General features: G+C 71.9%; 18 protein-coding genes and 2 pseudogenes. 8 read left to right on the top strand and 12 right to left on the bottom strand.

The genetic code is table 11. The annotated features are described in order from the left end of the window. Positions 1-72 precede the first annotated feature (72 nt). A complete protein-coding gene (locus ACQPZW_RS11835; RefSeq protein WP_433794894.1) occupies positions 73-4,188 on the top strand; it encodes a polymorphic toxin-type HINT domain-containing protein in 4,116 nt (1,371 codons plus the stop codon). Between the two features lie 5 nt (positions 4,189-4,193). Further along, positions 4,194-4,742: a hypothetical protein gene (locus ACQPZW_RS11830; protein WP_433794893.1), complete on the top strand. Its 549-nt coding sequence runs from the start codon at positions 4,194-4,196 to the stop codon at positions 4,740-4,742. Between the two features lie 39 nt (positions 4,743-4,781). Here ACQPZW_RS11830 and ACQPZW_RS11825 read toward each other — a convergent pair whose 3' ends face one another. The 5 genes and pseudogenes from ACQPZW_RS11825 to ACQPZW_RS11805 all read right to left on the bottom strand — a co-directional run bounded on the left by ACQPZW_RS11825 (position 4,782) and on the right by ACQPZW_RS11805 (position 9,290). After that, a complete protein-coding gene (locus tag ACQPZW_RS11825; protein WP_433794892.1) occupies positions 4,782-5,915 on the bottom strand; it encodes a lipid-transfer protein in 1,134 nt (377 codons plus the stop codon). A 34-nt stretch (positions 5,916-5,949) separates the two neighbouring features. After that, the gene (locus tag ACQPZW_RS11820; protein ID WP_433797512.1) at positions 5,950-6,303 is read right to left on the bottom strand and encodes an acyl dehydratase; all 354 of its coding nucleotides are present in this window, start codon (positions 6,301-6,303) and stop codon (positions 5,950-5,952) included. 6 nt (positions 6,304-6,309) lie between these two features. After that, positions 6,310-7,152, bottom strand: a pseudogene (locus tag ACQPZW_RS11815) (bifunctional MaoC family dehydratase N-terminal/OB-fold nucleic acid binding domain-containing protein); the annotation flags it as partial. 6 nt (positions 7,153-7,158) lie between these two features. Then, positions 7,159-8,301 (bottom strand): acyl-CoA dehydrogenase family protein, encoded by a 1,143-nt coding sequence (locus tag ACQPZW_RS11810; protein ID WP_433794891.1) that lies wholly within the window; start codon positions 8,299-8,301, stop codon positions 7,159-7,161. After that, the gene (locus ACQPZW_RS11805; RefSeq protein WP_433794890.1) at positions 8,286-9,290 is read right to left on the bottom strand and encodes an acyl-CoA dehydrogenase family protein; all 1,005 of its coding nucleotides are present in this window, start codon (positions 9,288-9,290) and stop codon (positions 8,286-8,288) included. The genes ACQPZW_RS11810 and ACQPZW_RS11805 overlap by 16 nt, the downstream gene beginning before the upstream one ends. A gap of 101 nt (positions 9,291-9,391) precedes the next feature. Between ACQPZW_RS11805 and kstR the strand changes: the two genes are divergently transcribed. Continuing rightward, positions 9,392-10,021 (top strand): cholesterol catabolism transcriptional regulator KstR, encoded by a 630-nt coding sequence (kstR, locus tag ACQPZW_RS11800; RefSeq protein WP_433794889.1) that lies wholly within the window; start codon positions 9,392-9,394, stop codon positions 10,019-10,021. 73 nt (positions 10,022-10,094) lie between these two features. Here the strand turns inward: kstR and ACQPZW_RS11795 are convergent, their stop codons facing one another. Continuing rightward, on the bottom strand, positions 10,095-10,526 hold the full coding sequence (locus tag ACQPZW_RS11795; RefSeq protein WP_433794888.1) for a type II toxin-antitoxin system Rv0910 family toxin: 432 nt from the start codon (positions 10,524-10,526) through the stop codon (positions 10,095-10,097). 62 nt (positions 10,527-10,588) lie between these two features. Beyond that, positions 10,589-12,229, bottom strand: coding sequence for a 3-oxosteroid 1-dehydrogenase (gene kstD, locus ACQPZW_RS11790; protein ID WP_433794887.1), 1,641 nt, complete (start codon positions 12,227-12,229; stop codon positions 10,589-10,591). A gap of 110 nt (positions 12,230-12,339) precedes the next feature. On the opposite strand from kstD, the pseudogene ACQPZW_RS11785 reads away from it, so the two are divergent. Further along, a pseudogene (locus ACQPZW_RS11785) lies at positions 12,340-12,986 on the top strand (PaaI family thioesterase). Between the two features lie 106 nt (positions 12,987-13,092). Here the strand turns inward: ACQPZW_RS11785 and ACQPZW_RS11780 are convergent. Both ACQPZW_RS11780 and ACQPZW_RS11775 read right to left on the bottom strand, forming a co-directional pair. Continuing rightward, positions 13,093-14,277 carry a hypothetical protein gene (locus tag ACQPZW_RS11780; protein ID WP_433794886.1) on the bottom strand — a complete coding sequence of 395 codons (1,185 nt, stop codon included), beginning with the start codon at positions 14,275-14,277 and terminating at the stop codon, positions 13,093-13,095. Positions 14,278-14,346: 69 nt separating this feature from the next. Next, positions 14,347-15,375, bottom strand: coding sequence for a pectinesterase family protein (locus tag ACQPZW_RS11775; RefSeq protein ID WP_433794885.1), 1,029 nt, complete (start codon positions 15,373-15,375; stop codon positions 14,347-14,349). A 150-nt stretch (positions 15,376-15,525) separates the two neighbouring features. Between ACQPZW_RS11775 and ACQPZW_RS11770 the strand changes: the two genes are divergently transcribed. Further along, on the top strand, positions 15,526-17,079 hold the full coding sequence (locus tag ACQPZW_RS11770; protein ID WP_433794884.1) for a serine hydrolase domain-containing protein: 1,554 nt from the start codon (positions 15,526-15,528) through the stop codon (positions 17,077-17,079). Here the strand turns inward: ACQPZW_RS11770 and ACQPZW_RS11765 are convergent. After that, a complete protein-coding gene (locus ACQPZW_RS11765; protein WP_433794883.1) occupies positions 17,063-18,223 on the bottom strand; it encodes a branched-chain amino acid ABC transporter substrate-binding protein in 1,161 nt (386 codons plus the stop codon). The genes ACQPZW_RS11770 and ACQPZW_RS11765 overlap by 17 nt on opposite strands. A gap of 140 nt (positions 18,224-18,363) precedes the next feature. Between ACQPZW_RS11765 and ACQPZW_RS11760 the strand changes: the two genes are divergently transcribed. After that, complete coding sequence (locus ACQPZW_RS11760) at positions 18,364-20,310, top strand: putative bifunctional diguanylate cyclase/phosphodiesterase (RefSeq protein WP_433794882.1); 1,947 nt, start codon at positions 18,364-18,366, stop codon at positions 20,308-20,310. On the opposite strand, the gene ACQPZW_RS11755 is transcribed toward ACQPZW_RS11760, so the two are convergent. After that, on the bottom strand, positions 20,283-20,579 hold the full coding sequence (locus tag ACQPZW_RS11755; RefSeq protein ID WP_433794881.1) for a hypothetical protein: 297 nt from the start codon (positions 20,577-20,579) through the stop codon (positions 20,283-20,285). The two genes, ACQPZW_RS11760 and ACQPZW_RS11755, sit on opposite strands and share 28 nt — an antisense overlap. A gap of 165 nt (positions 20,580-20,744) precedes the next feature. On the opposite strand from ACQPZW_RS11755, the gene ACQPZW_RS11750 reads away from it, so the two are divergent. Together ACQPZW_RS11750 and ACQPZW_RS11745 are read left to right on the top strand one after the other, a co-directional pair. After that, positions 20,745-22,268: a diguanylate cyclase domain-containing protein gene (locus tag ACQPZW_RS11750; protein WP_433797511.1), complete on the top strand. Its 1,524-nt coding sequence runs from the start codon at positions 20,745-20,747 to the stop codon at positions 22,266-22,268. Positions 22,269-22,300: 32 nt separating this feature from the next. After that, the gene (locus tag ACQPZW_RS11745; protein ID WP_433794880.1) at positions 22,301-23,398 is read left to right on the top strand and encodes a hypothetical protein; all 1,098 of its coding nucleotides are present in this window, start codon (positions 22,301-22,303) and stop codon (positions 23,396-23,398) included. Between the two features lie 229 nt (positions 23,399-23,627). Here the strand turns inward: ACQPZW_RS11745 and lexA are convergent, their stop codons facing one another. Next, a complete protein-coding gene (gene lexA, locus ACQPZW_RS11740; protein WP_433794879.1) occupies positions 23,628-24,272 on the bottom strand; it encodes a transcriptional repressor LexA in 645 nt (214 codons plus the stop codon). Positions 24,273-24,391: the final 119 nt, after the last annotated feature.

The raw sequence follows: 24,391 nt of genomic DNA, 5'->3' as shown, positions 1-24,391 counted from the left end.
GGAAACAGCGGCGACTTGATGAGCTCAAGACTTCATCGGGCGGCGAGAACCCTCACGCGTGAAGGAGAATCGGTGTTTCGACTATCCAGACCCGGACGTGGCCGAGCCGCCGCGCTCAGCATGCTTCTCACCACCACGTTCCTCTACCCCAGCACACCGGCGGCAGCCGAGACCCTGGCGGTGGACCGTGCCACCGCGGTCGCGCACCTGGTCGACGGCGGCCCCTCGGTACGCCGGGCCGCGCACGCCGCCCTGACCGGCTCCGAGGCCGATCTCCAGCAGTACTTCAGCACCGCCTACCGCGAGGCGCACGCGGCCGACCAGATCGCGGCGGCGCAGGTCCTGGCCAGTATGGACGGGCCCACGATGCGCGCGGCGGCCCTGCAGGCGATCGCGACGTCGCCGGCGGCGACCGAGGCCTTCGTGAACGAGGGGTGGGTCTCCAGCTGGAGCGCTGACGAGCGGATCCGCGCGAACCGGATCCTCGAGTCCGGCGGCCCGACGGCGCGAGCCGCGGCGGCTGCCGCTCTCGGCGGTTCCGCGGAGGAGCTGGAGAACTTCCTGGCGAGCGGGTACGCGAAGGCCACGTACGCCGATGATCGGATCGCCGCGACGCGGATGCTGACCGGAGGGCCGAACAACAGCGGCCCGGTGCTCAACACCGCGGCCCAGGAGGCGCTGGCCGGCACCCCGGAGGAGCTCGAGGAGTTCCTGAGCTACGGCCAGCTCGTGGCGCGGGCCCGGGACCAGGAGCTCGCTTCCCTGCGGAGCTTGACGGAGCAGGCCAAGCAGGCGTCCGAGACCACGGCCCGGGAAGCCCTGGCGGCGACGGCCGCGTCGACCCGCGCGGCCAACGCCGCGGCGGAGGCGAAGAAGGCGGCGCAGACCGCGGCCGAGGAGACCCGGGCCGCCGGCGGAGCGGCGAAGAAGGCCGACGCGGCGGCCGGCCGGGCAGCCGACGCGGCCAAGGGCGCCGCCGCAGCGGCCAGGGACGCGGTGGGCGCGTCCAACGCGGCGATGCGCGCGGCCCGGATCGCCTCGGACGCGGCGCGGAAGGCGACCGCTGCCGCGTCGGCGACGGCACAGGCCGCGGCACGTGCGCAGCAGGCGGCGGCGAACGCGCGGACCGGCGCCGGCGATGCCCGGGCCGCCCGGATCGCTGCGCAGGCAGCCCGGGACGCCGCCGCAGCGGCGAAGGACCTGGACCTGGTGCGGGCGCAGCGTGACCGGGCGCTGGCCGAGGCGGAGAAGGCCGCGAACGCGGCCAAGGGCGCCAGCTCGGACGCGGACGCGGCGGCCGCTGCCGCGGACGACGCGGGTGCGCAGGCCGGTGTGTCCGAGTCGGAGGCGGCTCGGGCGCGGAAAGCGGCCGAGGACGCGCGGCGTGCGGCTGCCGCGTCGGCGCGTGCCGCGGAGCGGGCGGTCGCGTTCGCCCGCAAGGCCGCGGTCGCGTCGGACCAGGCGTTCGAGTACGCCCGGCAGGCCGCCGCCCACGCCGAACGGGCCGCAGCCGCCGCGGAGGCCGCCGCGGCCGCCGCGGAACGGGGTGAGAAGTCGGCGACCGAGGCGTCCAACCACGCCGCCGCGGCGGTCACGGCGGCGAACATGGCCGTCGCCACGGCCGAGCAGGCGGCGAACCTGGAGAGGCTGGCCCGCGAGGACGACGTCACCCGGTTGGCCGAGGCCACCGAGCAGGGTGTCCTGCGCGCCCAGGACGCGATGCGGCTGGAGACCGAGGAGAAGGCCGCGGGCGGTGAGGCGCTCGCCTGGAACAGCAAGCTGCTCTGGGACACCGCCGAGGAGGGCCGGGTCGACCCGACCACGCGTCAGTTGCTGACCGAAGCGGCGGCCACGGGTGTCTCCACCGAGGTGATGCTCCAGAAGGGCCGCAAGGCCGCGATCACGCTGCTGACCACCGGCAGCGAGTGGACCAAGGCCGCCGCGGCGGAAGCCCTCGCCGGCGGCGAGACGGAGATGCGGTCCTGGCTCGCCGACGGCAGGCGGATGGCGGTCGGCCAGGACGACCGGGCGAAGGTGTGGCGGCTGACCGACACGCTGCCCGACGGTGCCGAGAAGACCGCCGCGAAGACCGCGCTGGCCGGTGACGACGCCGCGGTCGAGAGGTTCCTGCAGACGCGCAACTACGCGGGGAAGACGGCTCAGGACCGCACGAAGATCTACGCGATCCTGGACGCGAGCCCCGGCCCGAACGTCAAGAACGCCGCCAACGCCGCGCTGGCCGGTACGACCGCGGACATGCACAAGTTCCTGCGCGAGGGTCAGCACACCGCTCGGGCGGCGGACGACCGTATCGAGGTCTACCGGATCATGGAGACCGGTGGCCCGGAGGTCAAAGCCGCCGCACAGGTGGCGCTCGCCGGCCCGAAGTCGTACCTCACCTACTTCCTGACCACGTCGCAGTTCCAGGCGATGCAGCGCGATCAGGAACAGGCCGCGCACGTGCAGGTCGCTCGGGCTCTTGTCGCGCAGACACAGGAGTACGCGCAGAAGGCGCTCGCCGACGCGGCCACCGCGAACAAGGCCGCCTATGACGCGTGGGGCAAGGTGGCCGAGGCGAACAAGGCGGCCGCTGACGCCGCCGCCGCCGCGAACAAGGCGGCCGGTTACGCCGGTGACGCCCGTGCCTCCGCCGTCGCGGCGAAGGCCTCGGCCGACAGCGCGGCACAGTCGGCGACCAAGGCCAAGCAGGCCGCTGCCTCGGCTCAGGCCAGCGCGAACAGTGCCGCACAGTCCGCCGCCACCGCGTCCGCCGCGGCCCGGCAGGCGCGGTCCGACGCCAACAACGCCTACGCCGCCAAGCGGGACGCGCGCAACGCGGCCAACGCGGCCGGCAAGGACGCGGCCGCCGCCGATGCCGCGGCCAAGGAAGCCGCCGCCATCTACACCACGAAGCTGAAGGAATACGAGGCGCAGCAGCGCAACACGGCGCCGGGCACCGGGGTGGACATCGGTGGTACGGGCAGCGCCGCCGACGACCACAAGACGTGGGGTTGCCTGGAGCTCGACCCGTCGGCGGTCTCGATGGAGTGCCTCAAGGTCTACAAGGACTTCGCCGGCGCCCTGATCGACCAGCCGAAGTGCGCGACCCCGGCCAACCAGAACACGCCGGGCTGCCGGATGCTCGCCGACCTCAAGCAGTTCGTCGGCGAGAACGACGAGGTCATGCTGGACATGCTCCAGTTCGTCCTGATGGCCTGCGGCCTGGTGCCGGTGGCCGGCGAGGCCTGCGACGGCATCGACGCGGGCATCTCGTTCAGCCGGGGCGACTGGGCCGGTGGCCTGCTCTCGCTCGGCTCCGCGGTCCCGGGGCTCGGCTACCTCACCACCGGCGCCAAGGCCTGGAAGAACTCCGACAAGCTGCGCAGCATCAAGCAGTTCATCGACAAGATCCGGAAGGGCAGGTGCCCCAACAGCTTCGTTCCCGGCACCCGGGTCCTCCTCGCCGACGGTCGCAGCGAGAAGATCGAGGATCTGGAGGTGGGCGACTCCGTTCTGGCCACCGATCCGGTTCGGGGCCGCACCGGCGCCCGTGCGGTGACCGCCACCATCGCCGGTTCCGGGACCAAGCACATCGTCGACATCGAGGTAGGCGACGACAGCGGCACGGCGACCGTCTCGGCCACCGAGGGCCACCCGTTCTGGGTTCCCGCGCGCCGAGCGTGGATTCCCGCCGGGGACCTGACCGCCGGCACCGAACTGGTCGACGACGAGGGCGACGCGGTACGGGTCAACCGGATCACCGAGCGCACCGAGGTGACCCGGGCGTACAACCTCACCGTCGCCGGCTTCCACACCTACTACGTGCTGGCCGAACGGACGCCGATCCTGGTCCACAACTGTGACCCGGCGAAGTTCGGATCGGATCTGGGCGCGGAGGTTCGCGCGCTGCCGAGCGGCCGGACGGACGCCATCACGAGCCGGATCACCGCCAAGGGACTCAGCCAGGAGGACGCCGCGACGGCGGCCAATGCCGCAGCCGAGGCCGCGTTCGGCGGCACCGGTGGACTGCACAGGCTGGACGACGGCCGGATCGTCGTGCTGCCTGCCATGCTCAACCCGAACGCGCCGATTCTCGTAGTGGACGCCGCCGGTGCCGTCAAGGCGGGCAAAGCCGAGTTCGGCGTGGACGCCAACGGCATCACGGTCAAGAACGTGCGGACACGGTAAGGGTGATGATGCCTTCGTTCGGGATCAGGGAGTTCCAGCTCCACATGCTCGCCACCATGCCGCCGTCCCCGCGCCGGGACGAGGCGCTGACGGAACTGGAGGCCGGCGAGGACGACGCGAAACAGGCACTTGTGGCCGCCCGGGAAGCCGGCCTGTTCCAGGCGGGTCACCGGGTGACCGTCGAGGCCGCGATGCTGGGCGATCCCCTGTACGAGTTCCACCCGCCGGAGACCGCCGGATTCGAGGGCTCACGGGCCCTGGCCTTCCACCTTCCGGTGTTCCGTGGGTTCGATTTCGTGCTCAACGTGACGCCCCACGGCATCGTCTGGGGTCAGGGCCTGGCCCGCTCGCGGGACACGCCGGTTCCGGAGATCCGCTCACTGGACGATCTCCAGCCCTGGCGCTTCGTCCGGGACGAGGTCGCGAGCGCCATGCGGGAGCCGACGGTCGTCGACGGGTTCTCGTTCAGTGAGAGCCTGTCCGGATTCGTGGCGTCGGACGAGGTGGTCGCCCGCTTCGACTTCGACCTCCTTCAGGCCGCGGGTCCCGCCTAACGGCGATGGGCTCCTCCGCACTCCGCGGGGGAGCCCATCTCAGGGGGCGAGGACCAGACCGCTCGTCGGGACGCCGGTGCCCGCGGTGACCAGCACCGGGCCGTCCCCGGGCACCTGGTTGACGGCGGTGCCGCGGATCTGGCGGACCGCCTCGGCGATGCCGTTCATACCGTGGATGTAGGCCTCCCCCAGCTGCCCGCCGTGCGGGTTCACCGGCAGCCGCCCGCCCAGCTCGATCCCGCCGTCGGCGATCAGGTGCCGGGCCTCACCACGGTCACAGAAACCGAGCTCCTCCAGCTGCATGAGGACGTACGGGGTGAAGTGGTCGTAGAGCACGGCGGTGCGGATGTCGCCCGGCCGGTAGCCGGATCGCCGCCACAGTTGCCGGGCCACCACGCCCATCTCCGGCAGCGCGCCCATCTCCGGCCGGTAGTAGCTGGTCATCACGTACTGGCCGGGGCCGCTGCCCTGCGCCGACGCGGCCACCACGGCGGGCGGCCGGGCCAGGTCGCGCGCGCGCTCGACGGACGTGACGACGACGGCCACCGCCCCGTCGCTCTCCTGGCAGCAGTCGAGGAGCCGCAGCGGCTCGGCGATCCACCGGGACGCACGATGGTCGTCGAGGGTGATCGGGCGGCCGTGGAACCACGCGTACGGGTTGGTCGCCGCATGCCGCCGCGCCGCGACCGTGACCCGGCCGAAGTCGTCGGCGCTCGCCCCCGAGTCGTGCAGGTAGCGCTGGGCGATCATGGCGACCTGCGCGGCCGGGGTGGCCAGGCCCATCGGCGCGTGCCAGCCGGTGTCCGGATCGGGGGACGCGTAGGCCCGCCCGAACCGGCGGCCGGACCGCTCGTTGAGCGCGCGGTAGCAGACCACCACGTCGGCCAGGCCCGCGTCGACGGCGAGGACGGCCTGCTGGACGACCGCGCACGCGGCGCCTCCGCCATACCCGATCCGGGTCAGGAACGTCAGCTCGGCCAGGCCCAGCTCGCGGGCGACGGCGATCTCGCTGCTGTTGTCCATGGTGAAGGTGACCAGGCCGGAGACGTCGGCGGGGCGCAGGCCGGCGTCGTCCAGGGCGGCGCGGATGGCCTCGACGGCCAGGCGCAGCTCGCTGCGGCCGGAGTCCTTGGAGAACTCGGTGGCGCCGATCCCGGCGATCGCGGCGGTCACGAGGCCACCGCCACGATCCCGGTGATCGCGGCGGTCACGAGGCCACCTCCACGGTTCCGGTGACGTGCACACCGGTGGCGGTGCGGCCGATCACGTCGACCCGGTCACCGAAGACCTGGCCGGTGAAGGTCAGCGTGTCGTAGGCGAGGCACGGCGTACCCAAGCGGATCCTGATGCCCTTGATCGTGGTCGTCGGGCCGAGCCGGTCGGTGACGAAGCGCTGGACCATGCCGGTCGTGGTGAGGATGTTGACGAAGATGTCCGTGCCGCCGAGGCGGACGGCCGCGTCCCGGTCGTGGTGGACGTTCTGGAAGTCGCGGGTCGCCAGCGCGGTGCTGACGATCAGCGTGGGGGTGACGTGCAGCTCCCACGGGTCGAGGGTGGGCACGTCGGGGCGCCAGACCGGCAGGCCCCCGTCGAACGTGACGCGCACCGGGTCGCCGATCGCCGGGCGCGGGCCACGATACTCGGCGACCATCCGGACGCCTTCGGCCAGATCGACGAGCCCGACGGTGTACGGCGCCCGCCGCCCCGGAACCGGCGGATGATGATGCACGGTGTAGCTGTGGATCGTGCCGGCGCCCGTGGCCACGGTGTGCTCCTGCTTGAAGGAGCCGCAGGCGGGGCAGGCCGGGCCGGGCGGATGGCGCAGCGCGTGGCACTCGCCGCAGCGCTGGATCCGCAGCTCGCCGCCGGTGACGCCGTCCCAGAAGAAGGCGTTGTCCGCGGTGATCACCGGCTGGAGGGGCTCGGCCGGCGGTGCTTCCGGTCGCGGCTCCGGCCGGTAACGCAGGATCCGGAACGTCATCTCGGCGACCGGCTCCTCGCCGACCAGCCACGTGGTCGCGGTCGTGATGAACCAGCCCTCCCCGAGCGCGGTCCGCTTGGGTCCGGCAACGGATTCGAGGCGGCTGCGAACGGTCACCTCCTCGCCGACGCGCAGGTACCGGTGATACGTCTGCGCGGAGTCGGTGGCCACCACGGCACTGAACCCCGATTGCTCGCACAACTCGGACACCGCCTGCAACGGATCGTCGAGAGACGCGGGCGCCAGACCGCGCATCGTCCAGACCTGGATCATTGCGGGCGGCGCGGTCCCGGTGCTCTCGTAGACCGGATTCGGGTCACCCATCGCCTCCAGCCAGGACCGGATCATCGGCAGGTTGACCGGATCCCGCCCGGGCTTCGCCGGCGTCTCCCCCGCCTCGATCAGCCGTCGCGCCGCTTCCGTGATCATCCGCACCTACCTCGGGACTCTCGGCAGGCCCAGGCCCGCGCTCGCGATGATCTCCCGCTGGATCTCGTTGACCCCGCCGCCGAACGTCAGCACCAGATCCCGCCGCTCGTGCACGTCGAGCCAGTCGAGCAGCTCGGCGGTCGCCGGATTACCCGGATCGCCGTGGCGCGCGACGACCTCGGACAGCTCCTGCCCGAGCCGCAGCAGCCGCTCCGAGGAGAAGACCTTGGTCGCCGAGGCGTCCGCCGGGCCCGGCGCCTCCCCGGCCACCTGCCAGTTGAGCAGCTCGTTCACGCGGCGTGCGGCGTGGGTGCGGGCCAGGGCGCGACGGACGTCCGCGTTCTTCTCCACCCCCGCGGCGTACGCCCAATCGCGCACCCGATCGAACAGGGCGCCCATCCGCCCGGCCGGCCCCAGCATGACGCGCTCGTGGTTGAGCTGCGTGGTGATCAGCCGCCACCCGTCGCCCTCACCACCGACCCGGCGCGCCACCGGCACCCGTACCCCGCTGAGATAGGTCGCATTGACGTGGTGCGTCCCGTCGCAGGTGATGATCGGCGTCCACGAATAGCCCGGGTCGCGCGTGTCCACGATCAGGATCGACAGGCCCCGGTGCCGTTGCGCCGACGGGTCGGTCCGGCAGGCCAGCCACAGGAAGTCGGCCTCGTGCGCCCCGGTGGTGAACGTCTTCTGGCCGTCCACGACATAGTCGTCACCGTCACGGAAGGCCCGGGTCCGCAGCGCGGCGAGATCGGTGCCCGCCTCCGGCTCGGTGTAGCCGATCGCGAAATGCAGCTCCCCGGCCAGGATCCGGGGCAGGAACTCGCGCCGCTGCTCCGGCGACCCGTGCGCGAGCAGCGTCGGCGCCACGGTCTGCAGGGTCACGGCGGGCAGCGGCACGTCGGCGCGGGCCGCCTCGTCGACGAAGATCTGCTGCTCGGCATGGCCGAGGCCGCGTCCGCCGTACTCCCGAGGGAATCCGAGCCCCAGCCACCCGTCGCGGCCGAGGCGGGCCACCAGGTCGCGGAACGCGGCGCCATGCCGTTCCCGCAGCAGCACCCCACGCTCCGCGGGCGTCAAGACCTCGCGGAGGTACGCCCGGAGCTCGTCGCGCAGCTCCCGCTGGCCGTCGGTCAGTTCGATGAGCACACGCGCTCCCCCAGGACGGTCAGCCGGTGCTCGCCGCCGCCGAGGAACCGGACCAGGTCCCGGATCAGCGCCGTGTGCCGGTGCAGCGGGTAGTCGATCGACAGGCCGAGCCCGCCGTGCAGGTGGTGGCAGGTGCGGGCGGCCGGAGGGGCCTCGGCGGTCAACCACTGCGCGGCGATGTCGAGGTCGTCGCCGGCGTTCCGGCCGGTGCCGAGTCGCCAGACCGCGCTGGTCACCACCAGATGCAGGGTGCGACTCGCCACGTAGACGTCGGCGACCTGCTGCGCGACGGCCTGGAAGGTGGCCAGTGGCCTCCCGAACTGCTGCCGGGTCCGCACGTGCTCGGCGGTCAGTGCGAGGGCGCCGGCCAGCGCCCCGTCCCCGAGCGCACAGGCTCCGGCGATCGCGAACCGCAGCAGGCCGGCATGGCAGTCGGCGCCCCCCGCCCCGTCCACCGCCGCGCCGCCGCCCAGGAGCCGTGACGGGGCCTCGTTCAGGTAGAGGATGCCGTTGGTCAGGGTGGCGCCCGGACCGGCCGGGTCGATGATCACGACGGCCGGGCCGGCGACCGTGACCAGCAGGCGGTCGGCGGCGATGACACCGGTCTTGACGCCGGTGACCGTGCCGCCGGCGGTGATCGCGGTGCGGGGTGCGGCCGGCAGCGGGTCGCCCGGCTCGGCGATCGCGGCGCCGAGCGTGCGGCCGGTCAGCAACTCGTCCTGCTGCGCCTCGGTGCCCCAGCGGGCGACGGTCAGGACACCGAGCGCCAGGTGCTGCAGGGCGGGGACGTCGACGGCGCGGCGGCCGATCTCGGTGAGCACGAGAGCGGTCTCCAGGGCACCGAGACCGGCCCCGCCGAGACGCTCCGGGACGGCGAGAGTGAGGAGCCCGGCCCGGCCGAGATCGGTCCACGGCTTGTCGCTCCCGGCCAGCACCTCGGCCGCCAGACGGGCGATCGCGTCGTGCGTCTCGTCCAGCCGGAAATCCATGAGACTGATTAGAACACGTTTCAGTTTGGACCCGCCACCACCGGGTGACACAGCGACGCAACGTGCCGTTGCTAGGCTTGATTCACCGGGAAGGAGTGGCCATGGCAGCAGCGAGAACGAGTACCACTACGCGCAGTGCTCTTGCGGGCACTGACGTCGAGCAGGGTTCGGCCGCACAGCGCGATCGACGGCGGCGGATCCTCGAGGCGACGCTCGCGCTGGCCTCCAAGGGCGGTTACGACGCCGTGCAGATGCGCACGGTCGCGGAGCGGGCCGGGGTCGCCCTGGGTACGCTCTACCGCTACTTCCCGTCGAAGATCCACCTGCTCGTGTCGGCACTCGCCTCCGAGTTCGAGACGATCCAGGAGAAGCTCGGGCGCAAACCCATTCCGGGCGACACTCCGTATGATCGGATGATCTTCGTCCTGGGCCGGATGACCCGCGCCATGCAGCGGGAGCCGCTGCTCGCCGAGGCCATGACGAGGGCCTTCATGTTCGCCGACCCGTCGGCTTCGGCCGAGGTCAACGCGGTGGCGCGGCTGATGGAGGAGATGTTCACCCGGGCCATGCACGCCGACGGCGACGTCGAGCCGACGGCCGACGACCGGGCGAAGGCACGGGTGATCGGCGACGTGTGGCTGTCCAACCTGGTGGCCTGGGTGACCCGTCGCGCCTCCGCCAACGACGTCGTCAACCACCTGGAGCTGGCCACCCGCCTGCTGCTGCACTGACCGCACGTGCCGGTGCGATGCGCATCGCGTGGTGACCTGCGGCGCGCATCGCACCGCAGGTCACCGCACGGGGTCACGCGACGAGGGCGGTCAGCTTCTCCAGGGCCTGCTTGGCGGCGGGGCCGGCCTGCTTCTCCAGCATGGCGGCCATCGGGCCGTTGAGGGCGGGCCCGGCGAACTCCATCTCGTAGGTGATCCGCGAGCCGGCGCCGTCGGGCTCGATGATGAAGCGGTTCTTGGCCTTCACACCCATCGGGCCGTCACCGGCCATCTCCAGACGGTTCGGGGCGTCGGCCGAGACGACCTTCCATGCCATCTCGGCGGGCATGCCCATGAGCTTCACCTTCTGCTTGTACGTGGCGCCCTCCGTCACCGCCGCCGGCAGGTCACCGGTGAAGCCCTGGTGCATGCTGTTCCACTCGGGGGTCCGGGGCAGGTCGGTGACGACCTGCCACACCTTGTCGGGCTCGGCCGGGGAGTTCGCCGAGACGCTCACCTTGGGCATGTTGTCTCCTCCTGATCAGGGCGTGGCCGCGGGGCGAAGGCCGGTCACGCGCTTCTCGTTCGTCAGCCGGCCGCGAGGTCGAGGCCGGCCACGTGTCCGAAGGTCATCGCCGGTCCGAGGGTGGATCCGGCGCCGGCATAGCTGTGGCCCATGACGGCGGCGCTGGCGTTGCCGGCCGCGTACAGGCCGGGGATGACCGCGCCGTCCGGCCGCACCACCCGGGCACGGGCGTCGGTGACGAGGCCGCCCTTGGTGCCCAGGTCACCGGGGACGATCTTGAAGGCGTAGTACGGCGGCAGCCAGATCGGCGCGAGGCACGGGCTCGGCAGGTTGGTCGGGTCGGCGAAGTAGGCGTCGTACACGCTGTCACCACGGTGGAAGTCCGGGTCACGGCCGGCTCGCGCCTGGGAGTTGAACCGGCTGATCGTCGCGCTCAGGGCCGCCGCCGGCACGCCGATCTTCGCGGCCAGCCCGCTGATCGTCCAGTCCTTGACCAGCGCGCCGGACGAGTACCAGTCGTCGGGGTAGGGCAGCAGCGGGGCCAGGTCCTTGAACAGGTACCGGTTGCGGTAGTCCTGGTCGGTGATCATCCAGCAGGGCACGTGGCCCTTGTTGTACATGGTGTGCACCACGTCGCTGTAGGGCGCCGCCTCGTTGACGAACCGTTTCCCGGCCTGGTTCACGAAGATGGTGCCGGGCAGGGTGCGCTCGGACAGGCAGAACCACGGCTCGCCGGGCAGCGGGATCATCGGCCCCCACCACGCGTCGTCCATCAGGCCGAGGGCGGCGCCGGCCCGCTCCCCCGCCTCGATGCCGTCACCGGTGTTGGAGTCGGCGCCGATCGTCCAGTCGGTGCCGATCGGCGCGGCCTGGAACTGTTTGCGCATCCGCTCGTTGTGCTCGAACCCGCCGCTGGCCACGACCACGCCGCGCCGGGCCCGGATCAGCGTCTCGGCGCCGTCGTGGCGGGCCAGCACTCCGGCGACCCGGCCGTTCTCCACGTGCAGGTCGAGCAGCGGGGTGTCCAGCCAGACCGGCACGCCAGCCGCGATCAGCCCGGCCCGCAGACCGCCGGCCAGCGCCTGGCCCATGGTGACCGGCTTCTGTCCCTGCGCGGCCGCCTGCAGGTAGCGCCAGACGATCTCGGAGGCGACGACCAGGCCGCGTGGGTGCCGGGCGATCAGCGACAGCCACCGGTAGTCGACCGTGTAGACCACGGTGCCGGCCGGGCTCGCCTGGTAGGGGCCGTTGAGGTGGGCCAGCTCGTCGCCGAGGACGTTGGCGTCGAGGGCCTTCGGCTCGATCGAGCGGCCCTTGGGCATGCCGCCGGGCAGCTCGGGATAGTAGTCCGGGTAGCCCTCCATCCACGCGAACCGCAGTGGTGTCCACTTCTGCAGGTAGGCGATGGCGCGCGGGCCGTAGGTGAGGAAGGCCTGACGGCGGGCGGCGGGCACCTCGGGTCCGACCACGGCGGCCAGGTAGGTGTCGGCCTTGCCGGGCGTGTCGGGGACTCCGGCGGCGAGCAGCACGTCGTTGTTCGGCACCCAGATCCCGGCGCCGGAGCGGGCCGACGATCCACCGTAGACGGACGCTTTTTCGATGAGAACCGTGTTCAGCCCGGAGCGGGCCGTAGTGAGCGCGGCTGTCATGCCGGCGGCGCCGGCACCCACCACGACCACGTCGTACTCCACGGTGACCGCCATGGCATCCCCATCCGCCGTGTCGTTTACCCCTCCGCAACAACTAGAACAGGTTATAGCAGTGTGATGAGATTCACTAGGTCCGATGGCGCGGCGTATAGCAGCCTGTTGCTGTGAGCGAGATCGAGAACGGCCATGGACTCCAGCACCGCCGGGACGCCATCGCCGAGCTGGGCGACGCGCTGCGGCTGCTGGTCGAGCAGGCGACGGCCACCGAGGCGCCGGCCGCTGAGCTGCTCCGGGCCGCCGAGCTGATCCGGCGGGCGGCAGGCCCCTGGGCGAGCGGGTGCGGGGCCGCTTCGAGACCGCGTCCGCCGACGACCTGCTCGGCGGGGTGCGCCTCTACAACCCGGTGACCGGCGGCGGCAGCGCGTTCGCCCCGCCGTTGGAGATCCGTCGCGACGGTGACGTCGCGGTCGGCTCGTGCACGCTCGGCCGGGCCTTCGAGGGACCGCCCAGCTTCGCGCACGGCGGGGTCAGCGCGATGCTGCTCGACCAGATGCTCGGCTACGCGTGCGGCATGTCCGGCCATCCGGGCATGACCGTCCGCCTCGACACGGGCTACCGCGGGCCGGTGCCGCTCTACACGCCGCTGCGGCTCATCGGCCGGGTGGCCGGGATCGACGGGCGGAGGGTCACCGCGACCGGCACGATCACCACCGCCGACGAGCCCGGCCGGGTGCTCGTCGAGGCGACCGGGGTGTTCGTGGCACTGCGGGCCGAGCAGGCGCAGCGCCTCTTCGGCCCGGTGATGGGCTGACCACGCCGGTTCCCGGCGGCTGCCGGGCCCCGGTGACAGGCTGACCACGCCGGTTCCCGGTGGCAGCCGGGTCCGCCCGGCTGCCGGGGCCCGGTGACGAGCCGGCCTACTCGGCGACGCGCTGCATCAGCCTGTCGTCGGGCACGGTGGCGGCGCCAGTCCGGGCCAGGGCGCGTTCGCGCAGCTCCGACGGGAGCCCGGTGCGCTCGGACAGCCAGGTCACCCAGGCCGGCAGCAGGGCGAGCAGTTCGTCGGCGTCCTTGCGGTACTCGTCGCGGATCTGGTGCGACACCGACTCGACCCGGTGCGGGGAGCAGGTGTCGAACAGTGCGGGGGCGATCATCGGCCAGGAGTCGAACATCTCCTCGGCCAGCGCCTCCAGATTGCCCGGCTCGGGGCCCTCGGCACGCCCGCGCCACCACGAGACGAACCGGTCCGGGCCCAGATCCAGTGCCGTCTCCTTGACGTCGAGTCTCAGCACCGGCGGCAGGTCCAGGACCACCTCGGCCAGGCGGCGGCACCGGTGGTACTCGGTGAACTGCTCGGCCGACTCACCGCCCAGCGCGGAGATCTCCTCCGGCTTCGGCAGCAGATCGGCGAGCAGGCCCGAGTCGTCGACCCGGCGCCACGACGTGCCACCGGCCGCGAACGGGCCCACCCCGACCTGCCACGCGGCCAGCGCCTCCTCGGGCGAGGCGTAGAAGCCGGCGTGCACCGGAAGCGGGACGAAGGCGCACGCGTCGATGTCCCACAGGTACCAGCGGACCGGGCCCTCCGGCGTGGCGAACGGGGCGGCCACGGCGAACCGGCTGCCGTACCGGTCGCGGGTCCAGCGGACCTCGCCGGCCACCTCCGGGTCGGGTGAGTCGAGTCCGGTGCGGTCCCGCAGCGGCGACGGCAGGATCGCGGCCAGCGCGGCCGACACCCGCCGGGCCGGCTCGTCGTCGCCGGCGTCGTGCAACACTCCCGCGAGCGCGACGACCAGGTGGTCGGGCCCCACATACTCTTCGAGGGGCCGCTCGTCCAGGTCGGCGAGCAGCGGCCCGAGCCGGGCGCACAGCTCGTCCTCCAGGGCGGTGCCGGCCCTCGGGGACGTCATCAGGTCGGCGGCCAGCGCCAGGGCGTGCGGGCGGGCCGACTCGAGGCGCATCGCCTGGCCCTGCTCGTAACCCGCGGCGACGTCCGCGAGTGATCGCGCCAGCCGCACCTGCCGGGTGTGCGCGCGCCGGCGCTCGGCCCGGGCCGCGGAGGTGGACTTGGCGGACTTCTTGCGTTTACGAGAGACCGGCACGGGCCGAGAATATGTGGCGTTCCCGGCCCGATCCTCCCGTCGTCACCCGCACGGGCGTCTATCCGCTTTCTAACAGCGCTCGGGTCGCCACCCGTCCGAGCCGCGCAGGAACGCCTCGACGGTGCTGGATGCGGCCTGCTCGGCGGTCAGCTGTGGACGGTTCTCGGAGACCAGCGCACCGGGGCCGAAGTTGCGGTACTCGGCGAACCGGGCCTCCTCCCACGGCCACGTGCCGAAGTCGCTCCAGGCGAGGTCGGGGATGTGCGTGCCGATCCACGACTGCCGGATCACCGTCTGCCCGATCGCGTTCGGATCGTTGCTCGGATGCCACGGCCGGCCCAGGAACACCGTCCCGGCCGGGGCGTCCGAGGTGAACCGGCAGTGGTCGAAGAGCAGCCCGTGCGGGTTGGTGATGTCGGTGCTCGGGGCGGTGACGTACCCGTTCGGGGTGCTCCCCCGGTTCAGCGAGTGGATCCGGCAGCGGTCGAAGACGGCGCTGGCCCGGCCGAAGATGAAGTCGACGTCACCCTCCACATGGCAGTCGCGCAGGTAGACCCGGGCGATCACGCCGGCGGCGCTGCTGTTGACGTAGAGGGTGTCCTGGTTGGCCAGGAACCGCACCCGGTCGAAGACCAGCCGGTCGGCCCGGGTGAGCACGGCGACCGCCTGCCGGTTGGTGATCTCCGGGTGGGCGGCCTCGTCGAAGAGGTTGGCGAAGGTCAGGTTCGACGCGCGGAAGCCGGCGCCGTCGACGGTCACCGACGCGCTGCCCGAGGTGCCCCAGGTGCCACCGCCGGGCTTGGGCGTGCCGTTGGCCCGGTCATCGGCGATCACCACGTCGTCCGGGCGACGGCCCAGCCCGCGCAGCTCGATCAGTGGCTTGCTGGACGGGACGATCACCTGGCCGAGATAGGTGCCGGGCCGCACGCCGATGACGAACGGCTCGGTCGCGGCGGTGGGTGCGGCGTCGATGGCGGCCTGGATCCCGGTGTGGTCACCGCCGCCGGCCGCCGCCACGATCAGATCCGGTCGCCGGCCGCCGGCGGAGGCGGGCGCGGGCACCAGGCCGGTGGCCACGATGCCGAGGCCTGAGGACATACCGAGGAAGGTACGCCGACGCATACCACTCTCCTACCTGACGAGGGGGATTGCGCTGGGGGAAAGCGCTTTCCTCAGCACGTTAGGGCAGGCATCGGGCAACGTCAACGAAATCTTCGGACGAGTGACGGCGATGGATACAGTGGAGCGATGAGCGAGCCGGTAACGCGAAGGTCCCTGCTGCTCGGCGCGGCGGGAGGGGTGGCGGCCGGTGTGACGGCGACCGCCGCCGGATCGCCGGCCACCGCCGCCGGCGGGCCGGTGCCCCGCCTCGTGCGGGAGCTGGAGGAGAAGATCCGGGCCGGGATGGCCGCCTACGGGATCCCGGGTGTGTCCTACGGGCTCCGCCACCGCGGCCGGGATCATGTGGGCGGCTTCGGGGTGACCGATGTGTCCGCCCCGGCGCCGGTCGACGGCGACACCCTCTTCCGGATCGCCTCGACCACCAAGACCTTCACGGGTACGGCGGTGATGCGCCTGGTCGAGCGGGGCCGCCTGGATCTGGACCGGACGGTGCGCAGCTATCTGCCCGGCTTCCGGACGGCGGACGAGGCGGCGTCGCGGCGGGTCACCCTGCGACAGGCGCTGAACCACAGCCCGGGGTGGCTCGGTGACTCGTTCGTGGACACCGGCGACGGCGACGACGCGCTGGAGCGGTATGTGGCGGCGATGGCCACGCTGCCGCAGCTCACCGAGCCGGGGCGGGTGTTCGCCTACAACAACGCAGCGATCGGCGTGGCGGGGCGGATCCTGGAGGTGGCGACCGGGCGGGTCTACGAGGAGGCCCTGCGGTCACTGGTGCTCGACCCGCTGAGCTTGCGGCAGAGCGCGTTCGCGCCTCAGGGCGTTCCGGGCGCGCGCGTGGCCGTACCCCATGGATTTGATCTTGAAGGTAAGGTCGTGGCCGTGCCGGAGGCGCTGGCCATCCCGCGCAGCCTGCACTCCTTCGGTGGGTTGTTCTCCAGCGCACGGGATCAGCTGCGGTGGGCGCGTTTCCACCTCGGTGACGGCTCGCCGCTGTTGCAGCGGCGGTCGGTGCGGGCGATGCGCTGGCGGCCCGGGCCGGCCGGCGTGCTGTTCGTGGAGATCGACGGGGCCGGGGTGACGTGGATGCTGCGGCCGAGCGCCGAGGGGCCGCGGATCGTGCAGCACGGCGGTGACCTGGGCGGACAGCATTCCGGTTTCTTGTTCGTGCCGGAGCGGGACTTCGCGCTGACGGTGCTGACCAACTCGGAGGGCGGCCCGCAGCTGCTGTCCGAGCTGTTCGCCGACGACTGGGCACTGAGCCGTTTCGCCGGGCTGCACAATCTGCCGGCCCGGCCGCGGGCACTGACCCCGGCGGAGCTGGCGCCGTATGAGGGGCGCTACGCCGGGCAGCAGGTCGGCACCGACGGGACGCTGGTGTCGGTGGAGTTGGAGCTGGTCGGCGCCGGTGGGCGGCTGAGCGCGCGGGCCGGCGGGCAGGAGGCGCTGGTGCTGCCGTTCTACCGCCGTGACCGGGTGCTGGCGTGGACTCCGGACGGCGCCGACACCTACAGCCGGGGCGACTTCGTGCGCGACCCGGACGGCTCGGTGGGCTGGTTCCGGTTCGGTGGCCGCCTCTACCGGCGCAACCCGCTCGGCACGGCGACGGCGCTGCGGAGCGCCCCGGCGGTGCTCGTGCCCGGCACCCTGCCGTACCCGCTGTCTACGACACCAGCTTGAGGTCCTTGCCGTCGGCCTTGAGCAGCAGGAACTTCGGGATCTTGCGGGTGCCGTCGTCGTTGAAGGTCATCGGGCCGGACAGCCCGGTGTAGTCGGTGTCGCCGAGCGCGGTGCGGATCGCCTCGTGGTCGGTGCTCCCGGCCCGTTTGATCGCCTCCACCGCCACCATCACGGCGTCGTAGGACTCCGCGGTCGACGGGCCGGGGTCGGCGCCGTAGGCCGCCTTGTACCGCTGCGCCCATTCCTTCAGCTCCGGCATGAACTGAGGCACGAGCAGCGCGGTCCCGTAGACCTCCTTGCTCTCGGCCGCGGTCAGGTTCTCCAGCAGCGGCCCGTCGGTGGCGCCGTCGCCGACGACGATCTTCCCGGTGAAGCCCTGGCCCCGCAGGTCCTTGATCAGCTGGTTGGCCTCGCCGTAGTAGCCGGTGTAGTAGACGATGTCGGCCTTGCTGCCGATGATCGACAGCGCGGTGCGCCGGTAGTCGCCGGCGCCCTGGCTCAGCTTCAGCTCGCCGGCCATCTTCAGCTTGCCGGTCTTGCGGGCGTACTCGGCGGTGGAGTCGGCCAGCGTGAGCGGGAAGCTGGTGCCGTCGTGGACCACCGACAGTCGGGTCCCGCCGAGCTTCTTCATCCAGTCGACCGCGAACTCGGCCTCGGCGATGACCGTGCCACAGATCAGGAACAGGCCGTTGTAGCCGGGTTCCAGCAGGTCGGTGGAGTTGGCCAGCGCGATGATCATCGGGATGCCGGCGTCGTGGAAGATCTTCAGAGTGGGCACCATGGCGCTGCTGCAGTAGCCGCCGGCGAAGGCCGCCACGTCCTTCTTGACCACGGTCTGGGCGGCGGTGACGGCGGTACCGGGGTCACAGGCGTCGTCCTCGGCCACCAGCTCGACCTGCCGGCCGAGCACCCCGCCGGCCGCGTTGACCTCGGCGACCGCGAGTTTCGCGGCGTTGATCATCGCCTCGCCGGAGGAACTGTTACGGCCACTGATGGGCGCGAGGCTGCCGAGCCGGATGGTTTCACCGGCCGCCGCCGAGGACCCCCCGCCGGCCTGCGGTGTGGCGTCCTCTTCGCCGCAGCCGGACAGGCCGGCCAGCAGCAGGAGAGCGGTCAGTAAAGCGGCACTTGCGGGGCGTGACACGAGCGGCTCCGTTCGGTGGTCTCTACGGTCCGATCGACGTCGACGCGCCAAACCTGAACGGGTTTCCTTGAACACCCGATCCGGCTGCCGACAGACAGGATGTGTTGGGGCAGATACGAGGCCGGGGCCGCAGCTTGCTGATGACGGCGGCGCTGGCCGTCGTCCTGCTGGCGCTCGCCGGTTTCGTGCTGCAAGCGATGGTCAACACGACCCGGGCGACCGAGATGCAGAGCGACGCCCTGATCGTGGACATGAAGTTCACCGAGGCGCGGATCGCCGTGGCCATGCAGGAGGTGAACCTGCGCCACTACCAGGTCGAGCCGTCGGTGGCCGTACGGGCGCGTTTCGACCAGGTGGCCGTCGAGGCGGAGCGGAACCTCGCGGACATCGCCAAGACGTCCGCGCGTGCCCGTCAGGACGCGGAGCGCCTGCTCGCGGGCCAGATCGCCTACCGGAAGCTGGCCGACGACCTGATCGCGAAGGTGGCCGACAGCGACCCGGACTTCATGTCGTTCGACCGCCTCGAGGTGACACCGTCGTTCTACTCGTTGCAGAACGACGTGGACGACGTGTCCCGGGCCTACCACGAATACGCCCAGCAGCAGGTGATCGAGCTCGGCAAGCGCCAGGGGCGGCTGCTGGTCGGCACCGCGCTGGGGTTCGCCGTCGGCCTGACCCTGGTCGCCATGATCATGCGGATGGTCCTCGGCTACCAGCGCCGGCTCGTCACGCAGGCCGCCGACAGCCGCCACCAGGCCCTGCACGACCCGCTGACGGGTCTGCCGAACCGGGCGCTCTTCCAGCAGGACCTGCAGAAGGCGCTGGCCCGCGACGGCCGGACCGCCCTCATGATCATCGACCTGGACGGGTTCAAGGCCGTCAACGACACGATCGGCCACCACGCCGGCGACCAGGTGCTGATCGAGTCCGGGCAGCGGCTGGCCGCGCACGTCCAGGCGCCCGCCGTGGTGGCCCGGCTCGGCGGTGACGAGTTCGCGGTCCTGCTGCCCCAGGTGTCCGGCCTGGCCGAGGCGACCACGCTGGCGGACCGGCTCGTCGCCGAGCTCAACCGGGATTTCGTGCTGGACGAGCGGCCGGCCGCGATCAGCGGCAGCCTCGGCGTGGCGCTCAGCCCGGAGGAGGGCCCCCGGGACGCCGACGAGCTGTTCCGGCATGCCGACGCCGCGATGTACCGGGCGAAACGGCACGGTGGCGGCGTCACGGTGTACGACCCCACCGCCGACGCCGACCAGCCGGACGACCGGATGCAGCTCTTCGCCGACCTGCGGCTGCTGTTGGAGACCGGCGACCCGCACGGCCAGATCCAGCTGTACTACCAGCCGCAGGTGCGCCTGCGCGACGGGCGGGTCACCGGGGTCGAGGCTCTGGTCCGCTGGCACCACCCGGTCCACGGACTGGTCATGCCGGCCGGCCTGCTGCCGATCGCCGAGCGCGGCGGCCTGGAGACCACGCTCACCTATCACCTGCTGGCGGTGGTGGCCCGCCAGGCCGCGGGCTGGCTGGCCGGCGGCTGGCAGGGCCGGGTGTCGTTCAACGTGTCACCCGGCGCGCTCGACGACGAGAGATTCGCCGAGAACGTGCTCGCCACGATCAGCGCGGCCGGGATGCCGCCCTGGATGCTGCGCCTGGAGCTGTCCGAGACCGGCATCATGGCCGACTCCGGCGCCGCCCCGGAGACGCTGCGGCGCATCAGCCAGTCCGGCGTGACCGTGTCCGTCGACGACTTCGGCACCGGGTTCAGCTCGCTGGTGCAGCTGCGGGACGTGCCGGCCGACGAGCTGAAGATCGACCGGATCTTCCTCGGGAACCTGACGCCGGGAACGCCCGACGAGGTGATGGTCCGCAGCTCGATCGACCTGGGGCACAACCTGGGCCTCGAGGTGGTGGCCGAGGGCGTGGAGGACGTCGCGACGCTGATCCACCTGGCCGGGATGACCTGTGACTACGCGCAGGGGTTCGTGCTCGCGCCACCGGTTCCGGCCCAGGACCTGCCGGAAGCCTGCCGGGCCGCCGAGGCGACCGCCGCCGCGGCGCTCGGTTACGCCGCGTCCTCGCCGGCCCGCTGACGGCGCTTCAGCCGCAGCTGCTCCAGCCGGCGCCAGCGGTTGTAGACCTCAACGGCGGCCTCCACCGGCTCCGGTACGCGACCGGCCTTCCACGGGCGGGGCAGGAACGACTCGGCGCCCAGCCAGAGCAGGTCGCTCATCGGGACCGTGCCGCCGTGCATCCGCATCAGCTCCTCGGCCACCGCGAAGGCGTGGTCGCTGCGCCGCCACTCCTCCACCACCGAGCCACCGTTCAGTAACTCTTCGTGATCGTCTGGATGCAGCTCCATGTGCGGCAACCCCTTCCCGGAGAGCGAAAACAGCAGGTCAGGCTGGCACTCTGACGGGGAGGAGGTGAAACTGTCAAGACCACGTAGCGTAGCCAAGGACGAAGGTCACGTGGCTCCGAGTGGTTTCCTCAGCCTCGCGGGCCGAGAGCCGATAGTCCCAGAGTGATGGGGAACGGATCGATACGGCACGACCCGGTGCTCGCCGTGGCCACGGCGTGGACACTTCTGGGGACCGCGCTGTTCTTCGTCCTGCAGGGCCACTCCGACGCTCAGGTCAACGTGTACTGGGCCTTCCAGCCACCCTTGGATCTGCTGCTGGCGTACTCCTCGTGGCGGGTCTTCCGCATCGCCACCGGCGCGACCCGGCGCTTCTGGCGGTTCATGACCATCGCGGGCACGCTCTTCACGGCAGGGGACACGGTTCAGGTCGTCCAGTCGTTCTGGGAGGGCGGCCAGTGGTCGACCGCCGGCGGCACCGTCCAGTCGACCTGTTTCGGCATCGGCATCGGCCTGATCGTCATCGGCATGCTGATCCACCCGCACGCCGGCCGCAGCGGCAAGGACCGGCTGGCGTTCTGGCTCGACTCGGCGACCGTCCTGGTCGGCGGCGCCGTCGTCGCCTGGTGCTTCGCGATCAACTCGGAGGACAGCCGGGCCAACCTGATCGGCGCTCTGGCCGGCGCCGCGCTCGTGCTCACCTCGGCGTTCGCCGCCGTCAAGATGATCCTCAGCGGCAACGCGCCGATGCACCGCAACGCCGCCATCCCGCTGATCCTCGCCGCGGTCGTCAACGCGGGCGGCCTGTTCGCCGCCCCCGAGGCCGACGGGTCACTACCGGCCTACGCGTACGCCATCCGATTCCTGCCGTCGCTGTTCATCGCCGTCGGACCCCGCGTCCAGGAGATACTCGCCCAGTTCGACGAGTCCGCCTTCGGGTCCCGGCGCCGCAAGCCGTACAGCCTCCTGCCGTACGGGTCGATCGCGGTCGTCTTCTCCGCCCTGCTCATCATGCTGTCGCAACACGATCAGAAGGACGCCCGCCTGTGGGGCACCGTCGGCGGCCTCGGCGTCATCGTCGGCCTCGTCGTGGCCCGGCAGCTGCTCGCCTTCCACGACAACAAGACGCTCATCGGGCAGCTCGACACCACCCTCAGCGAACTGCGCGAACACGAGACCCGGCTCCGGCAGCAGGCGCTCTTCGACGACCTGACCGGACTGGCCAACCGCACCCACTTCCGCGAGGAGGTCGACGCGGTCCTCGCCGACGCCGAACCCGGCACCGTGTCGGTGCTGCTCATCGACCTGGACGGGTTCAAGGGCGTGAACGACACGCTCGGGCACGCGGCCGGTGACGCCCTGCTCGCCGGGGTGGCCGACAAGCTGCGCGCCTCGGTCCGCGCCGAGGACCTGCCGGCCCGGCTCGGCGGTGACGAGTTCGCGGTGCTGCTGCGCGGCTGCGACACCCGGGACGCCGATCGCACCGCCCAGCGGATCCTGCAGGCGATGACCGTACCCATCATGATCGACGGGTCTCCGGTGTGCGCCAACGCCAGCATCGGCGTCGCCAGCTGCGAGGCCGACGACGACCTGCGCACGCTGCTGCACGCCGCCGACACCGCCATGTACGCGGCCAAGCACGACGGCAAGGGCACCTGGATGCGCTACGACCACAGCATGCTGACGGCCTGACACATTCTTCATGATCAGTCGTTGCTGTCGACGTGAGTTTCTCGTTCCGGCACGGCGACGTGGCCGTGCACATCACCGTCGACGCGGCGGACGGGCCGAGCGCCTGCCGTCCGGCGGCCGGCCCGTCCGGAGGTGAGACGATCCTCTACCCGCCGGCGCACGCCGACCTGGTCCTGCCCGTCACCGACCCCGGCGACGTCGAGCTGCACTACCGGGCCGGGCTCGGCAGCTGGCGGTCCGGCCCCGGCGAGGGCGAGTTCAGTCGCTGGGCGGGCATCCCGTACGGCCTGCTCGGCCGCCACCTGGTGATGTTCCTGTGCACCGAGGCGTTCCGCTGCCGCACCCGCACGATCACCCTGCACCCGCACCGCGTCTACGCCTTCCTGGCCGGCCTCGGCTCCCTCTCCGAGCAGACCGTCCGCGGCGGCTGGTTCACCGAGCTCGAGGGTCAACTCCAGCGCACTCTGCGCCACGGCTGGATCGGCGAACACCCCGGCACCGCCGGAACCCTCATCGCCAGCCGAAACCACCGAAGCCACGGCCTGCTCGACTCCACCTCCCGCCCACCGGCGATCACCCTGGACGCCGAGTTCGCCAAGTCGGCGCTGCGCTGGATCCCCCTCGACAGCGAGATCGTCCGCATCCTGAGCCGCCACTCGTGCACGGCCCTCGACATCTACGCGTGGCTGACCTCCATCGGCACGTCCCTCGACGACGCCCGCCACTTCACCTGGGAGTCCATACAGGCCCGCTTCGCGACCACCTCCGCCGCACCCTCGCCCGGACCAGCCACCTCGTCCCCCGCCTCGCCCACCTCCCGCTCGGCTTCACCCGCCGCCTCACACGCGGCGCCGACCGCCGGCTCCTTCACCGCCTCCAGCGCTGGTCCATTCACCGCCTCGCACACGGCTTCGCCTGCCGGACCGTTCACCGCCTCCGACGCGGCTTCGTTCACCGCCTCGTTCGCCGGCGGCCCGGCGGCTTTCCGGCTCACCTTCGAGGCCTACCTCGAGGAGATTCGCAAGATCACCACCATCCCGTCGGTCACCGCGGACGCCTCCGGCATCGAGGTCCGCCCGTCGACCGGCTGCGTCGGCGCCTTCCACAGCGCGTGGCCTCACCCTCGCTGACCCCTATGCGGTACGGCCACGCCGGGAACCGTCCCCTACACCGCGACGCAGTCTCGACTCCCGGTCGCAGCGCGGGCGCCGGGCAGATGCGACGGTCACCGCCCCACCCGCCCCCACCCACACCAGCCACCGCCGCCGCGAACAGGGCTCCCATCGGCCGGGTTCGCGGTCCTTCGGTGGTGCGGACGAGCGGACCCCGCGGTGCCGGACCGGCTCCGGGAGACGGTCGTCAGAGCCGGCGGAAGACGTTGACGACCTTGCCCAGGATGACCGCGTCGTCGGCTGGGATCGGCTGGTAGGCCGGGTTGCGGGGAACCAGCTCGGTGTGACCGTCGCGCCGGCGGAAGACCTTGACCGTGGCCTCGTCACCGATCATCGCGGCGACGATCTCCCCGGTCTCGGCGACCGGCTGCTGCCGGATCACGACGATGTCGCCGTCACAGATCGCGGCGTCGATCATCGAGTCACCCTTGACGCTGAGGGCGAACAGCGTGCCCCCACCGACCATGGCGGCCGAGAGGGTCAGATGGTCCTCGACGTGCTCCTCGGCCAGGATCGGCGCGCCGGCGGCGATGGCGCCCAGCAGCGGAATCCTCACCAGCCGCGCCTCGTCGACCTCCGGACCGGGCGGCGGCTTGCACAGCTCGACGGCCCGCGAGTTGTTGGGCTGCCGGCGGATCAGACCATGTTTCTCCAGCACACCGAGCTGATAGGAAACGGACGACGGCGAGACGAGCCCGACCGCCGCGCCGATCTCCCGAACCGTCGGTGGGTAGCCCCGCTCCCGGATCCACTCCTCGATCACCGCGAGGATGCGCAACTGCCGGCCGGTGAGGGGCGGACGGGGATGACCTGCACCGCTGTCGATGCTCATTGCCGCACCTTACCCCATGATTAGATCAGATGTACTAATCGTGAGCGGGAAACCGCACGTTCGGGGGACGCCCGGCCCGGCCCGACGACCGATGCCCTTCGGCCCACCACTAGCCAAGA

Source organism: Actinoplanes sp. CA-252034 (genome assembly GCF_050956125.1).
Taxonomy (GTDB): domain Bacteria; phylum Actinomycetota; class Actinomycetes; order Mycobacteriales; family Micromonosporaceae; genus Actinoplanes.
This window is presented reverse-complemented; position numbering and strand designations above follow the sequence as displayed.

Excerpts from the sequence above, each read along its gene's own strand:
- ACQPZW_RS11830 (WP_433794893.1), top strand. The coding sequence starts at position 4,194 with ATGATGCCTTCGTTCGGGATCAGGGAGTTCCAGCTCCACATGCTCGCC.
- ACQPZW_RS11805 (WP_433794890.1), bottom strand. The coding sequence starts at position 9,290 with ATGGATTTCCGGCTGGACGAGACGCACGACGCGATCGCCCGTCTGGCG.
- kstR (WP_433794889.1), top strand. The coding sequence starts at position 9,392 with ATGGCAGCAGCGAGAACGAGTACCACTACGCGCAGTGCTCTTGCGGGC.
- ACQPZW_RS11795 (WP_433794888.1), bottom strand. The coding sequence starts at position 10,526 with ATGCCCAAGGTGAGCGTCTCGGCGAACTCCCCGGCCGAGCCCGACAAG.
- kstD (WP_433794887.1), bottom strand. The coding sequence starts at position 12,229 with ATGGCGGTCACCGTGGAGTACGACGTGGTCGTGGTGGGTGCCGGCGCC.
- ACQPZW_RS11775 (WP_433794885.1), bottom strand. The coding sequence starts at position 15,375 with ATGTCCTCAGGCCTCGGCATCGTGGCCACCGGCCTGGTGCCCGCGCCC.
- ACQPZW_RS11770 (WP_433794884.1), top strand. The coding sequence starts at position 15,526 with ATGAGCGAGCCGGTAACGCGAAGGTCCCTGCTGCTCGGCGCGGCGGGA.
- ACQPZW_RS11760 (WP_433794882.1), top strand. The coding sequence starts at position 18,364 with ATGACGGCGGCGCTGGCCGTCGTCCTGCTGGCGCTCGCCGGTTTCGTG.
- ACQPZW_RS11755 (WP_433794881.1), bottom strand. The coding sequence starts at position 20,579 with ATGGAGCTGCATCCAGACGATCACGAAGAGTTACTGAACGGTGGCTCG.
- ACQPZW_RS11750 (WP_433797511.1), top strand. The coding sequence starts at position 20,745 with ATGGGGAACGGATCGATACGGCACGACCCGGTGCTCGCCGTGGCCACG.
- lexA (WP_433794879.1), bottom strand. The coding sequence starts at position 24,272 with ATGAGCATCGACAGCGGTGCAGGTCATCCCCGTCCGCCCCTCACCGGC.